Source organism: Pedobacter sp. AK013 (assembly GCF_014205835.1).
In the GTDB taxonomy this organism is placed as follows: domain Bacteria; phylum Bacteroidota; class Bacteroidia; order Sphingobacteriales; family Sphingobacteriaceae; genus Pedobacter.
In genome coordinates this window covers 1-15,865 of the sequence record NZ_JACHCQ010000012.1, presented here as the reverse complement: position 1 = coordinate 15,865, position 15,865 = coordinate 1, and the positions used below count along the sequence as shown (strand labels likewise).

Genomic DNA, 15,865 nt, shown 5'->3' with positions numbered 1-15,865 from the left:
CAATAAGCATGAAAAAAAGCAGATATCACCTAGAATTTAAATTATTTTTCAGAAGCAGTTCTTCATGGATCGGGATCATTATCCTTCTGATTACAGGTATGGCCGGCCTCTACTTCGGCAAAACCTTCATCGCTAAGCAACAGGCGGTAATCGAAAAAGCAGCAACACTGCAAAAGAAAAACACCCTCAATAATATCGATCATTTTGGAAAAGATATCGGTCTGTTATTTTTCCATAATAAATTTACATTGGCAAACGCCCCTCAAAACTGGGCTCCTTTTGCCAACGGACAGCGCGATATCAATCCGTATTTAATTTCGGTGACCATGTTGGGACTTGAAGGCCAGCTTTACGATACTGATATCAATAATCCTGTTAGCCTGCTTTTGGGCAATATGGATCTTAGTTTCGTATATATCTTTTTGTTCCCATTGGTCATTATTGCCTTTACTTACAATCTGCTTTCAGAGCAGCAGGAAAGCGGCATTTGGTCTCTTTTAAGGGCACAAACCAATCAATCTTTTCAGGTCATCTGGCAAAAATTTTTAGTCAGGGCGGTGGTTATTTTCGCTGTGGCACTATTGCTCTTATTTATTGCAATGCTTTACTTAGAACTCCCACAGGATTTAACTTTAGTTTCGGTTGCGGTACTTATTATACTTTATCTGACCTTTTGGTTTGCCATTTCAATTTTCTTCATCTCTTTGGGTAAATCGTCTAATTTTAATGCATCAGCATTGATAGCAGTCTGGGTACTCCTCTGCATCGTAATTCCGGCATCGTTCAATCTTTTTCTATCCAGAACATACCCTATTCCTGAAGCTTTGCAAAATGTAATCAACCAGCGCGAGGGTTACCACGAAAAGTGGGATATGGCCAAAGATGTAACCATGAAACCCTTTTTTAAACATTATCCGCAATTGAAGAAATATCCTTTCCCTGAAAAGAAAACCTTTAGCTGGTATTGGTATTACGCCATGCAGCAAATGGGCGATGATCAGGCAGCGGCAAGTAGGTTAGCTGTTGAAAAGAAACTCGCCAGCAGACAGTATTTTACCAATGTTTTCGCTTTTTTCTTTCCTACCATTCAAACTCAGCTAGGGGTAAATAAAATGGCAGGATCAGATCTCGATACACATCTTGGCTTTCAGCAGGCGGTAAGAAAATATCACGAGCAGATCCGCTTACATTTTTATCCGGCAATTTTTCTTAATCAATCCGTTAACGATACAGATATTAAAGATTACAAACTGGAGAAATATAATCGGCAAGAGGTTCCAACGATATGGATTAATATGCTTTCGGTGTCGGTGATAACCATTATGGTTATTGGCGCAACGGTTTTCAACTTGAAAAGATTCAATTATTAACAGAATTCGTCCTTGCGAGAAGGCTTTTCAGCCGACGAAGCAATCTTTATAGCAAGGATTGCTTCGTTGTTCCTCCTCGCAACGATTTCTCTCCACCGTTAATCACCTCCAAATAAATGCCTAATGAACTATTTAGAACTGCACCAAAACCAATAAGCCAACACTACAACGGATAAGCTGTTTCGCTTTTAGGTTCAGACAACACAAAGTAGCTTTGAACGGTTGTAATATTGGGCAGTGTAGCCAGTTTATTCCGCAAAAATTCGTGATAGGCATCCATATCTTTAGTGGCAATACGCAAAATAAAATCGTGAGCCCCGGTCATTTGAAGGCACTCCATTACTTCGGCAAATTTCGAAACTTCAGTTTCGAATTCGATCAGGGTTTTCGCGGTATGCTCTTTCAGCAATACATGTGAAAAAGCAATCAGGTTGCTGTTGATTTTTTTGCGGTCAAGGATCGCCACGATTCTTTTAATATAACCTTGCTCTTTTAACCTCCTTATACGTTCGTGTATGGTTGCTATCGATTTATGCAGCTTTAGTGCCACTTCTTTATGGGTCAGGGCCGCATCATGCTGCAGCAATTTTAATATCTCAATGTCAACCTGATCTAAATCTCCTTGTATCATATATGCTTAATAGATTGAAAAAAAATATAGCGGGCATTAAAAAACCCAATATAAACTGAAATAAAAACTAGAAATATCTCAAAAAAACAGAAAATTTCTGTAAAAAACGACTTGTATTGACACAAATAATAATATTACAGAGTTTTACCGAAATTTTAATTAATCAAAATAACGCTTTCTGATTTAATTTAAAAACATCCATGAGAACATTAACAGCTAATGAAATGACTTCTGCCAAACAAGGGAAATTTGAACATTTATCGCTTCTGGTTGGTAATACACCCATGCTGGAGCTGACCTATACTTACCAGGGAAGTACAGCTAAAATTTATGTTAAATGTGAGCATTATAATTTAACCGGCAGCATTAAAGATAGGATGGCACTTTACACTTTGAAAAAAGCTTACGCAGAAGATAAAATCAAAGCTGGAGACCGTATTGTTGAGGCGACGAGCGGCAACACCGGGATTGCATTTGCAGCAATAGGCAAAGCCTTGGGCCATCCGGTTACCATCATCATGCCCAACTGGCTGAGCAAAGAGCGTATGGATATTATTAAAAGTTTAGGCGCCGAAATTATTCTGGTTAGCAAAGAAGAAGGTGGTTTTATCGGCAGCATTAAACTTGCAGAAGAGATGGCCACGAACAACCCAGATATTTTTTTACCAAAACAGTTCGAAAATATTGCCAATCCGGAAGCACATGAACATACCACGGGTAGGGAAATCTGGGGGCAATTGCAATTGAAAAACCTATCGCCAGATGCTTTTGTAGCCGGCGTGGGTACCGGAGGAACCATTATGGGTGTAGGTAATTTTTTAAGAAAGCAAAATGCTAACATTAAAATACACCCACTCGAACCTGCAGAATCGCCAACATTAACCACAGGTTATAAAGTAGGCAGTCATAGAATCCAGGGTATTTCTGACGAGTTCATCCCCGAAATTGTTAAACTAAGCGAACTGGATGAAGTGGTACAGGTAAACGATGGCGATGCCATACTCATGGCACAAAAACTAGCGGAGAAATTAGGTTTAGCCGTAGGCATATCATCAGGGGCCAATGTAATAGGCGCCATCAAACAACAGCAAAAAATGGGAATTGAAAGCTGTGTGGTAACCATCTTTTCTGATAGCAACAAGAAATATTTAAGTACCGATTTAATGAAGCCGGAACCAGTTAAAGCAGGATACATTACCCCTGAAGTAGATTTTCTGGATTACCAGGCCTTTAGCAGATTAAATTAATCAACATAACCAATAAACCACAACATGAAAAAAATCATCTTTTTGTTCTGTGCCGTATGCCTTGTTAACCTTAGTGCGTACAGCCAGATTTTAAAACCCGTAACCTGGAGTTATGCAGCAAAAAAAACCGGACCAAATACCGCTACTGTTTTCATTAAAGCCACTGTAGATCAGGGCTGGCACCTCTATTCGCAATTTGTTAAAGACGGAGGTCCTGTTAAAACCACTTTTACTTTCCCGGCATCTGGTGCTTATACCCTGGTTGGAAAAACATTTGAGCCAAAGGCGGTAACCAAATTCGAATCTACCTTTAAAATGGATGTGAGCTATTTCGAAAAGTCAGTGGTGTTTCAACAGAAAGTAAAGTTGAAAGGCAAAACGGCAACCGTTAAAGGCAATGTAGAATTTATGGTATGCGATGATAAGCAATGTTTGCCACCAGAGCAGGTCGACTTTAGTATTCCTGTAAAATAATAGCATAACCAAGCATATGATATCTTTAAAAAAAATCTGTCTCGGTTTGCTGTTCTGTGGTGCCATATCCTTAAATGGATATGCACAGGACAGCTCTGGCACGGACGACCTTACGTTTACAGAGATTAAGCCGGAAGCGCCCGATAGTACAATTAAAGCAGTTGATACGGTTGCCAAAACAGCAGCCGCGGTGCCCACTAATGTTAAACAAACTGTTGCACCATCAAAAGAAGAACACAAAACCTTGTGGGGAATTTTTATTGCAGGCTTTGTTGGCGGTTTAGCAGCCTTGTTGATGCCCTGCATCTTCCCCATGCTGCCCCTTACGGTAAGTTTTTTCACCAAAGGATCAGAAAAAGGAAGAGCCTTTCGGCGTGCAGCATTGTATGGTTTTTTCATTATCCTGATTTATGTAGTGCTTGGGCTTTTGGTTACGGTAATTTTCGGGGCCGATGCCTTAAACAGTCTATCTACCAATGGCATATTCAATTTCTTTTTCTTCTTATTGCTGGTTGTTTTTGCGGCTTCGTTTTTAGGTGCTTTCGAAATTACCCTACCCTCTTCCTGGGTAAATAAAATGGATGCCAATTCAGATAAGGGCGGCATTGCAGGATTATTTTTTATGGCCGGAACACTGGCATTAGTATCCTTTTCTTGCACTGGCCCCATTATAGGCACTTTATTGGTGCAGGCAGCCACTACGGGTGCTTTATTAGGACCCGCAATAGGCATGTTTGGCTTTTCTTTGGCGCTGGCCATTCCTTTTGCATTATTTGCACTATTCCCGTCAGCAATGAGCAAACTGCCAAAATCTGGTGGCTGGCTAAACAGTGTTAAGGTTGTGCTCGGTTTTCTCGAGCTTGCTTTTGCCCTAAAATTCTTAAGCAATGTAGATCTGGCTTACCATTGGGAATGGTTTGACCGCGAGATATTCTTAAGCCTGTGGATTGTTATTTTTGGGATGATGGGCATTTATCTTCTGGGTAAACTAAAGTTTTCGCATGATAGTCCGCTGGCATTTATCTCAGTACCCAGGCTTTTTCTAGCTACCATAGTATTGGCCTTTACCATTTACTTAATCCCGGGTATGTGGGGTGCGCCATTAAGAAGCATTTCTGCTTTTCTTCCACCACAGGAAACCCAGGATTTCGATCTATATACCGCTAATCTATTAGCCGGAAAACAGACCACAACAAATGATGGTCCGCATAAATACGCTGATAAATTTCATGCGCCACTAAAGCTGAATGCCTATTTCGATTATAATGAAGGTTTGACTGCAGCTAAAAGGCTAAATAAACCTGTACTAATCGATTTTACCGGCCATGCCTGCGTAAACTGCAGAAAAATGGAAGCCAATGTTTGGCCAGACAAAGATGTATATAAAATGATCAGTAACGATTATGTATTGATCCAGTTATATGTGGATGATAAAACAGCACTGGCCCCTGCCGATGTAACCATTACACCTGAAGGAAAGAAACTCAGCACCATCGGCAAAAAATGGAGCGACCTGCAAGCGAGGAAATTCCAGTCCAATTCGCAGCCTTTTTATGTATTGCTCGATCCAAAAACTGAAGCACTATTGGCACCGCCACAGGGCGCTGATTACGAAATAGCCAATTATAAAAAATTCTTAACAAGTGGTTTAAACGCTTTCCACTAAATGGATAGACTTAAAAGCGTTTGATTTTAATTTTAGTTAATGATGTAAGGACAGTACCGGATGGTCTGTCCTTTTTTTTATACTTTTTTCAACTGATAAATCTACTATCATTTATACACCTAGCAGTTCATCTTTCGCAGATACCTACAGCTAACAGGATAGAACAGGATGGATTACCCGAATAAAAGCTCTAATCTCGTATTACCAAGTATAATCAATCCTTTTAATCAAGACCTGTATGAGCAAGAAAAACTACGTCAACAAATGCAACCGTTTGCATCTAAATCCCCCAACATTACCGTTTTAAAGCCCTGAGGCCAATAAAAAGAATGGCTACTGTAGCCAAAAACATTAAAAACTAACTCATTTTTCATCTTACAACAAGTAATTCTTCCAAAAAGAAAATGGAATAATTGCTTAATCATATGCCCTCAAAACAGATAGCACACCTCATCTAAATATGCTATTTGGCTATATAACCAAATATTTACAAAACCAATAAAATTATGGATCTTAATTTTTATCCAGAAAACCTAAAGCGACGAAATGGCTATTCGTACAAGAAAGTCCTCGTAACAGGCATGTCTGCACTATGCTTTCTATGTGTTGCAAATACAGCCAATGCAGATGCTAGCCATCTAAAAACAACACCTTTATCTATCACAGCAACTAACATCTCGATGAGCAAACGAGACGTTACCTTGAAAGGAAAAATTGTTGACGAAAAAGGTGAGACCTTAGTTGGGGTGAGCATCAGATTGAAGGGCACTACCCTTGTAGCTTCTACCGATGTTAATGGTGCTTTTTCCATTACTATTCCATCAACAGTAAGCAACCCGGTTTTGGTAGTTTCGTACATTGGCTATACTACACAGGAGGTGCCGGTTGATGGAAAAACAACCATCAGCATTCAATTAAAGAGCGCTACCAACGATTTGGAAGAAGTTGTAGTAGTGGGTTACAATACCGTAAAGAAAAGTGACTTGACCGGAGCAGTAGTAAGTGTTGGTGCTAAAGAAATCAGATCGAGGCCAGTAACCAATGCCTTACAGGCCATGCAAGGCAAAGCAGCCGGCGTAGATATTACCTCAAATGAGCGCCCTGGTCAGGTTGGAGATATTAAAATCCGAGGTCTTAGATCATTAAAAGCCAGTAATTCGCCGCTGTTCGTAGTAGATGGTATTCCATTGCAAGCTGGCGGGATCGACGCCATAAACCCTAACGACATTGAAAATATCGATGTTTTAAAGGATGCCTCTGCAACAGCTATTTATGGTTCTAGAGGTGCCAATGGAGTTGTACTGGTAACCACCAAAAAAGGCAAAACCGGAAGGTTAACCATGGATTATGTGGGTACGGCAACAATCGAAACCCTAAACGATAGGATGGAAATGATGAATTCGGCACAATATATCGAGTTTCGCCGCGATGCATTTCGGGCATTACCGGCAACCGATACCCGGAAATACCCAACCGTGCCTACGCTGGCCAAGGATAGGGAAATTTTTGCCGGCGACCCGTACGTGCTCGAAAACATCGAAAAAGGCTGGGTAAATGGTGTTTATGATGGCAGCCTGGTTCCAACTACCGATTGGGGCGATTTAGTGACCAGGACCGGAATTACCCAAGATCATGTATTAAGTGTAAGTGGTGGAACCGAAAAAATGAAGGCATATGGATCATTCGGCTACCTGAACCAAACCGGCACACAGCTGGGGCAGGATTTTGAAAGGTATAGTGGTAAATTGAGTGTAGAGATTAATCCGGTTAAATGGTTTAAAATGGGACTTAACATCACAACAACCTATAGCTTGCAAAACTACGGTTTCGTTGCGGCCAGCGCTTCGGGCGCAGGTAATATTTATGCCGCTGCACGTGGTATGCTTCCTATGGCTATTCCTTACGATCCGAGCGGCAATAGAATTAACCTGCCTGGTGGCGATATCAACATCCAGAATCCAATTCTCGAGGCCGATTACAACATCAATCTTCGTAAAACCTTAAGAGCCTTAGGCTCGGCCTTTGCTGAGGTTAATATTTTAAAAGGATTAAAATACCGCATCAATTTCGGCCCTGATTTTTCTAATTTCTATAACGGAAAATACCAGGATGCAAAATCGGTAAACAGAGATGCGGGTATACCGGGCTCGGTTAACAATTATGCACAATTAAATCAGAGTAATAAGTTTGCCTATACCCTCGATCATTTATTGTATTACGACAAAACCATTAACAAACACAGTTTTGGAGTAACCTTTTTACAAAGTTCTTCCCTGTTTCAAGATGAATCTTCATCATTAACAGGCAGTAAAATAAATTTGATTGCCCCTCTTTGGTATGGATTAAGGGCGGGAAGTATTACGGCTTTGGATGGATTTGATACAGATTTTAGAAAATCTACACTCGAATCGTACATGGCAAGGGTAAATTATAGTTATGATGGCAAGTATCTGTTAACAGCATCGCTACGCTCGGATGGAGCATCGCAGTTGGCTGAAGGCAACAAGTGGGATTTTTTCCCGTCAGCAGCCTTGGCATGGCGTATGGATCAGGAAGATTTTATGAAAAACATTAAATGGGTTAACCAACTGAAATTGAGGCTTGGTGTGGGTAGTACGGGTAACTCATCAGTAGATATTGGTAGCACGCTGGGTCTTTTGCAACCGCTAACCTATACCTTTGGCAGTGCTGCACAGATAGGTTACGTTGCATCAGATGCTTCTTTGGCAAATCCAATTTCATTCCCCAACAAATTGTTAAGCTGGGAAAAAACCCAACAATATAATTTAGGTCTCGATTTCGACCTTTTACAGGGAAGAATAAGTGGTTCACTAGATGTTTATAAATCTAAAACCACCGACCTAATTTTACTCAAAAAGATCAATATCATCAATGGTTATCCTACTTCTTATGATAACATTGGTTCGACCAAAAACAAAGGACTCGATTTAACTTTGAATACGGTTAACGTCAAATCAAAAGATTTTAGCTGGGAATCTACCCTAAATTTTTCGGCCAGTAGAGACGAAATTGTGAAACTGAACGGTGGTGACATGGTTGCTGATCTTTTCTTTATCGGAAACGGGATTAGTGTAGCATATGACTATGTTAAAGATGGTATTTGGCAAGATACACCGGATGATTTAAAAGAAATTGCAAAATTTAATGCCAATGGTACCAGTTTTAAACCAGGAAGCATTAAAATAAGAGATTTAAACAACGATTATAAAATTGACGCGAATAACGACCGCCAGGTATTAGGCCGCTATACGCCAAGCTGGAGCGGAGGTATTACAAATACCTTTAACTACAAAGGTTTCGATTTATCTGTTTTCATTATTGCAAGATATAATTTCCTGATTGCCACCGGAGCCGAGTCTTTGCAAGGACGTTTTGCGCAACGGGTATTAGACTACTGGACACCAACCAACCCTACCAACGATTATCCTGCGCCTAACTATGCTAGTGCAGCAGGCGATCAGTTTAAAAGTGCAATGAATTATCAGGATGGCTCTTTTATCAAGGTTAGAAATATATCACTGGGTTATAATTTCGCCGATAATATTACCAAAAAACTAACATTATCAAGGTTAAGGGTATATGCGCAGATGATTAACCCTGGTTTAATCTACTCGAAGGTAAAATGGATAGATCCAGATTTAGGTGGTTCTACCTTTAACAGAGGTGTTGTATTTGGTATTAACGCAAGTTTCTAACAAAGTGAAAAAATATTGATTATGAAAAAGATTGTAAATATGATATCAGGAGTGGCTTTGTTAGGAAGCTTAATGGTTCTTCCCACTTCCTGTAAAAAAAGTTTCCTGGATGAAGAAGTGATCAACTCGCGCAATACATCCGATTTTCAAAAAACAGAAGGATTAGACGGCTTGGTTATTGGGATGTACCAGAGTTTAAAATTTCATTTTAATTATACCTGGGCATATACCAGTACCAATTATGGGGTAGATGAGTTTACCGTAGGTGGTGATAGAACCGAGCAAATGTGGAACTCTTATGACGGAACCTTAAATTCGCTAAATGCCGATGTGCAGGCCGTTTTTGATAACATGTACACCAATATTAATTCGGCCAATATTGTGATTAAAAATGTACCTATTTATTATACTGGGGCCAACAAAAATACCCGCTTAGGAGAAGGTTACTTTATGCGTGCCTTCGATTATTTTAAATTGGTAAAACAATATGGAGGAGTGCCCTTACAGCTCGAATCATTAGAAACGATTAAAGAAGGTTTTAAAAGGAACTCGGCCAAAGAAGTATACGAACAGGTCATTCAGGATTTTACGCAGGCCTATAACCTGTTGCCAACAGCGGCCGCAGAAAGAGGAAGAATTACCAAATGGGCAGCGGCTCATTTTCTGGCCAAGGCATACCTATTCCGTGCAAGTGAAATGAACAATGATTGGAATGGCGATACCAAAACAGCCGATCTACAAAATGCAATTAAATATGCAGACCTGGTAATTGGCAGTGGCCAGCATAGTCTAGCCACTAATTACAGCGACCTTTGGAATTTCACTACAGTTGATGGTGCAAATGAAACCAATCGCGAAGTTATCCTTGCCGCTCAATTTTCGAACAATACGGCAACCCAGGGAAGGTACGGCAACCAGGTACACCTGTATTATCCATCTGTTTATCAAACCCTTCCCGGAATGATACGCGATATAGCCGGAGGGCGCGAATTTCAGCGCATGAGATCAACAGATTATGCTTTAGACGTTTTTGACCGTGTAAACGACTCTAGATTCTGGAAAAGTTTCAAAACACGCTACGTGGCTAATAATGCAGCCAGTATCCCCAAGTGGGTTAAAGGTAGTGCACCAACGCCAGCACAAGAAGGGCAACCAAAATTTGCCGTAGGCGAAGAGGCTGTTTTGTACATTGTAAACGATGCTGGTGATACCAGGTATACACCCATAGTTCCTAATGCCGATCCTGCTTTACCAACAGATCTTGCCCGCCGCAAACCAACCATGTTTGTAAGGTATTTTGCCGGTCAACCACAAAGCTACTTAAATGCACATGGTAATTACGGTGTAAGCCAATATGTGGCTTTATCTAAATTTATGGATGGCTCTAGAAACCTCGTTGCCTCACAGTTCGGGCAGCGTGATGGAATTCTGGCCCGCCTTGCCGAAACCTATTTAATCGCTGCAGAAGCTTACGGACGATTGGGGCAGTATGCGCAGGCCATCCCTTACCTAAACACGGTTCGCGATCGTGCAGCCTATAAAGATGGCGAAGATCGTTCTGCTTATGTTGATGGCGGAATTGCTTATAAAACCAATCCTGCAGTAACTTCTGCAATTGTTTCCTATTCAGACAAAAATACATATTTCGAATCGAACAATATCCCGGTAACTACAACCAATACCTTATCCTCCATGCACTTAAATAGTGAGGCCGATATTTTTAACTCGAGCAAAGATTTTTACGATAAAGTTGGCGCCAGTTCGAATGCAGATAAATTCAAAGCCTTTATTTTGGACGAACGCTCCAGAGAATTAATGGGCGAATTGATGAGATGGGAAGACTTGGCTCGTACCAAGACATTAGTAGCCCGTACTGCAGCATTTAACCTGGAAGCTAAACCATTGGAGGGCAAACATTACCTCCGCCCTATCCCTCAAAGTTTCTTAGATGTACTTAAAATTGGAGGTGAACCTTTAACTGCTGAGCAAAAACAAGCGATGCAAAACCCTGGTTGGTAAATAGTTTAGGTTAAAAAAGGTTGCATTATAAATGTAGTTTGTCATCCTGGGCCTGTGGAAGAACCTGTTTTAAATACTTTTGAAGTGTTTCGACAGGCTCAACATGACAGACTCTGATGAGAATTAACTTTACGATGCAACCTTTTTTCAAAAAAATCTTGCTATTACGCCCATTCTATATTTCATATCGCATTTGTTACCACTCATTACTACCTCTGCACCATTATTTCAAACGTTTGAAAAGCATTTAAAGCCCTTTATCTGTAAATGCCCCACTTTCTACAGGATGGAGCAGGACGGCCCTATCAATTTTAAACGCTAAACTCGTTTAAACTATTTAACCAAATATTTCCTTTTTATTGATGGCGTTTTCATTTCTCTGTGAAATACAAACCGTCCATTTTACTACTATTTCAGAGATGAAGAAAATTTTACTTGCCTGTTTAATCCTGTTTTCTATAAATGCTTTTTCTCAAAAGGATAAAAAACCACAGACTGTTCCTAAACCATTATACAGCGACCCCATTTACGATGGCGCTGCCGATCCCGTAGTGATCTGGAATAAAAATGAAAAAAAGTGGTTTATGTTTTATACCAACCGCAGGGCAAATATTAAAAACCTTGATGGTGTTGCCTGGGTACATGGCGCACGTATTGGCATTGCCGAATCCAAAGATGGTGTAAAATGGAAATACCGCGATACCTGCGATATCAGATACCGGTTAACCGATTATACGCATTGGGGCCCAGAAGTAATCGAAAATAAGGGAATTTATCACATGTACTTAACCTATGTACCCGGTGTTTTTAAAGATTGGCGCCACCCACGGTACATTGTTCACCTGACCAGCAAAAACCTCATCAACTGGAAATTCGAATCGAAACTGAACCTTGCCTCCGATCGTTGCATTGATGCCTGTGTATTTAAACTTCCTGACAACAAAGGCTGGCGCATGTATTACAACAATGAAATGGCGGGCAAATCGATCTATTACGCAGATAGTAAAGACCTCTATCACTGGGAAGATCAAAACAAAAAATTAATTGGCGATAAAGGCTGTGAAGGTCCAAAGGTATTCTTCTGGGAAAAGACCTATTGGATGGTAGTCGACAACTGGAATGGCCTCGGCATATATTCGTCTACTGATCTCCTTACCTGGAAACGCCAGCTCAAAAATATTTTGCAGGAACCGGGCAAAGGAACCGATGATGGCGTAATGGGTGGTCATGCCGACGTGGTAGTAAATGGCGATAAAGCCTATATCTATTATTTTACCCATCCTGGCCGAACACCTCAAAATAAAGGGATAGATAACAGTACCACCAGGAGAAGCGTAATTCAACTGGCAGAGTTAACATACCTAAATGGTGAAATTATTTGTGACCGCGATAAACCTTTATCCGTTAAATTAAATCCATAACCAAACATAATGAAACATATTTACCTCTTTTTAATGGTTGCGCTCCTTCCCTTTATCGCTTGGGCACAACAATCAGCTAATCCAAGAAAAACCTACAATTTTAATCCTGGCTGGAAACTCTTTATAGGTGATTTACCTGGAGCAGAAAGTACCGATTTTGACGATAAAACATGGAAAGCCATTACCCTACCCTATGCATGGAACGAAGATGAAGCCTTTAAAAAATCAATAGAGGATTTATCTACGGGTATTGCCTGGTACCGCAAGCATTTTACCATTTCAGAAACCAACCCAAGTAATAAAATATTCCTGGAATTTGAAGGTATCAGGCAGGCTGGTGAATTTTACCTGAACGGAAAGTTTATTGGCCGGCACGAAAATGGCGTAATGGCTTTTGGGTTCGACATTAGCACCTTAATTAATCAGAACAAAGAAAATGTAATTGCGGTTAGGATTGATAATGCCTGGAACTACAGGGAAAAAGCAACCAACTCTGGCTACCAGTGGAACGACAAAAACTTTAATGCCAATTATGGTGGAATCTCCAAAAATGTCCGTTTGCATATTACAGGTAATGTATACCAAACGCTTCCACTTTTTTCAACCTTAAAAACCACTGGCAACTATTGCTACGCGAAAGACTTTAATATTAAAGATAAATCGGCTGTGATTATTTCCGAATCGCAGGTTAAAAACGAAAGCACTGCAGATCAGAAACTGGTGTACGAAGTGGAGCTAAAAGATCTCGATGGAAAAACCGTAAAAACCTTTAAATCAACAGCAACCAATATCAAAGCTGGCGATACCTTAACTTTAAAAGCAGAGGCACTGGTAACTGATTTAAACTTTTGGAGTTGGGGTTATGGCTATCTGTATACGGTTACTTCAAGATTAATATCTGCAGGTAAGGTGATAGATGAACTGAGCACCAAAACAGGTTTCAGAAAAACAGCATTTAAAAATGGCATGGTGTATTTAAACGACAGCGTGTTGATGATGAAGGGTTATGCACAGCGCAGCAGTAATGAGTGGCCCGCAATCGGTTTATCGGTACCGCCATGGCTAAGCGATTACAGCAATCAACTCATGGTAGAAAGCAATGCTAATTTAGTTCGCTGGATGCACATTACGCCTTGGAAACAGGATATAGAATCGTGCGACCGTGTAGGTTTAATACAGGCGATGCCAGCCGGAGATTCGGAAAAAGATGTAACCGGAACCCGCTGGGATCAACGAAAAGCAGTAATGACAGATGCCATTATTTACAACCGCAACAACCCGAGTATCCTTTTTTACGAATGTGGAAATGAATCGATCAGTGCAGCGCACATGCAGGAAATGAAAGCCATTAGAAACCTTTACGACCCAAATGGCGGCAGAGCAATCGGATCGAGAGAAATGCTCGATATCCCTGAAGCTGAATATGGTGGAGAAATGTTATATATCAATAAAAGTGCAACAAAGCCATTATGGTCTATGGAGTATGCAAGAGATGAAGCTTTACGGAAATATTGGGACGAATTCTCCCCTCCTTACCACGTAAACGGCGCTGGCCCTAAGTACAAAGATGCCGATGCAAGTGATTATAACCGCAACCAGGATTCTTTTGCCATTGAAGATGTAATTCGTTGGAACGAATATTATGAAGAACGCCCGGGAACAGGAACCAGGGTAAGCGCTGGTGGGGTAAACATTATATTTTCTGATTCGAATACCCATCACCGTGGAGAAGAAAACTACCGGAGAAGCGGTGAAGTGGATGCCATGCGTATTCCAAAAGATGCCTTTTTTGCGCACAAAGTAATGTGGGATGGCTGGGTTGACGCTAAAAAAACCGGCATTCATTTAATCGGGCACTGGAACTACAAAGCCGGCGTAAAGAAGAATGTATATGTAGTGGCTAGTGGCGACAAGGTAGAGCTGATTTTGAATAATAAATCGCTTGGTTTTGGCGAAAAAAGTAATGGTTTTCTGTTCACGTTTAAGAACATTAGTTATCGGGCTGGAACAATTAAAGCCATTTCCTATTCTTCGGCTGGAGAAAAACTGGCCCAAACCCAATTGAAAACCGCAGGTAAAGCTGTTTCTTTAAAACTAACGGCAATAAAAAACCCGAGTGGTTTTAAAGCAGATGGTGCCGATGTGGTATTGGTTCAGTTTGAAGTAGTAGATCTAGAGGGAAACCGCTGTCCTACCGCTTCAAATATGGTCAGCTTTAGTTTAGACGGCCCAGCCGAATGGCGTGGAGGTTTAGCCCAGGGACCAGATAATTATATTTTGGCTAAAAACCTTCCCGCTGAAAATGGGGTAAACAGAGTGCTCATCAGATCGACAACCACTGCCGGAAAAATTAATCTAACGGCAAAGGCCGAAGGCCTAAAATCTGCAAACCTTTCTTTCGAAACTTTACCGGTTAAAACCGCTAATGGTTTATCTGCACAGTTGCCGAGCGATAATTTGAAACCAAACTTAAGCAAAGGCGCAACACCACTTGATCCCTCCTATACAGTTTCGCGTAAATCGATCAAAATTGTTGCTGCTGAGGCTGGTGCCAATAACGATAAAGCCAAGTTAAGCTTCGATGATAATGAGTTGAGCGACTGGGTAAATGATGGAAAGATTGCTACTGCATGGATCAAATATACTTTAGCAAAAGAAAGTACCGTATCTTCAGTATCTTTGAAATTGAATGGTTTTAGAACCAAAATTTACCCGTTAAGGATCTTAGTTGACGAAAAAGTGGTTTTCGAAGGCAATAGTAAACCTAGTTTGGGTTATTTTACCGCCAATTGCAAGGCAACAAAAGGGAAAACAGTAACCGTACAGCTAGTGGGCTCAGGTAAAGAAAAAGAAAACTCGAATGTTGGCGTAGAGGTAAACGGTAAAAAACTTGATGATGGTATTGAACGTACAGAAACCAAACTAAAAGGTGGCTTAAGCATTATTGAAGCAGAAATTTACGAGCAGCCTTAAGCGATGAACTGTCCGTAGAGTTAAGCGCAGCGTCTCTACGGGTTTAATTATAAAATTGAGTTTCAAACTCAACTGACAAGAACGAGTCAGAGACTATTTTCCATTGATAATCCGTAGAGCCCTACTGAACTCTACGGACAGATTTTGAAGTTTATTATTAACTTTTAAACAGTCGACACCCTGAACCGAGCCTTAGCGAGCTCTCCGAAGGTAATTTAGTTCAGGGTCTTAAAGGCACGGAGGATACTGAAACAAGTTCACTGTTGTCCGGAGAAATATTTTTTTGTTTATAAAAAAGGGTAGCTTTAAGTCTACCCTTTGTAGTGTTATATTTGAGTTACCACACCT

Annotated in this window: 9 protein-coding genes; 8 read left to right on the top strand and 1 reads right to left on the bottom strand. The window is 40.6% G+C overall.

Features of this window, described 5'->3' with window-relative positions:
- Positions 1–8 precede the first annotated feature (8 nt).
- The gene (locus HDC90_RS09940) at positions 9–1,370 is read left to right on the top strand and encodes a DUF3526 domain-containing protein (RefSeq protein WP_184465873.1); all 1,362 of its coding nucleotides are present in this window, start codon (positions 9–11) and stop codon (positions 1,368–1,370) included.
- Between the two features lie 163 nt (positions 1,371–1,533).
- Here the strand turns inward: HDC90_RS09940 and HDC90_RS09935 are convergent, their stop codons facing one another.
- Positions 1,534–2,001, bottom strand: a complete 468-nt coding sequence (locus HDC90_RS09935) for an Lrp/AsnC family transcriptional regulator (protein WP_184465871.1) — start codon at positions 1,999–2,001, stop codon at positions 1,534–1,536.
- A 200-nt stretch (positions 2,002–2,201) separates the two neighbouring features.
- On the opposite strand from HDC90_RS09935, the gene HDC90_RS09930 reads away from it, so the two are divergent.
- From HDC90_RS09930 to HDC90_RS09900, 7 genes are all read left to right on the top strand, one after another.
- Positions 2,202–3,248: a PLP-dependent cysteine synthase family protein gene (locus HDC90_RS09930; RefSeq protein ID WP_184465869.1), complete on the top strand. Its 1,047-nt coding sequence runs from the start codon at positions 2,202–2,204 to the stop codon at positions 3,246–3,248.
- A gap of 24 nt (positions 3,249–3,272) precedes the next feature.
- On the top strand, positions 3,273–3,722 hold the full coding sequence (locus HDC90_RS09925; protein ID WP_184465867.1) for a protein-disulfide reductase DsbD domain-containing protein: 450 nt from the start codon (positions 3,273–3,275) through the stop codon (positions 3,720–3,722).
- A gap of 16 nt (positions 3,723–3,738) precedes the next feature.
- Positions 3,739–5,388, top strand: coding sequence for a protein-disulfide reductase DsbD (locus HDC90_RS09920; protein ID WP_184465866.1), 1,650 nt, complete (start codon positions 3,739–3,741; stop codon positions 5,386–5,388).
- Positions 5,389–5,894: 506 nt separating this feature from the next.
- On the top strand, positions 5,895–9,104 hold the full coding sequence (locus tag HDC90_RS09915) for a TonB-dependent receptor (RefSeq protein ID WP_221451825.1): 3,210 nt from the start codon (positions 5,895–5,897) through the stop codon (positions 9,102–9,104).
- A gap of 21 nt (positions 9,105–9,125) precedes the next feature.
- Positions 9,126–11,123: a RagB/SusD family nutrient uptake outer membrane protein gene (locus HDC90_RS09910; RefSeq protein WP_184465864.1), complete on the top strand. Its 1,998-nt coding sequence runs from the start codon at positions 9,126–9,128 to the stop codon at positions 11,121–11,123.
- Between the two features lie 419 nt (positions 11,124–11,542).
- On the top strand, positions 11,543–12,544 hold the full coding sequence (locus HDC90_RS09905; protein WP_184465862.1) for a family 43 glycosylhydrolase: 1,002 nt from the start codon (positions 11,543–11,545) through the stop codon (positions 12,542–12,544).
- A gap of 9 nt (positions 12,545–12,553) precedes the next feature.
- Complete coding sequence (locus HDC90_RS09900; RefSeq protein WP_184465860.1) at positions 12,554–15,517, top strand: sugar-binding domain-containing protein; 2,964 nt, start codon at positions 12,554–12,556, stop codon at positions 15,515–15,517.
- The last annotated feature ends 348 nt before the right edge of the window (positions 15,518–15,865 follow it).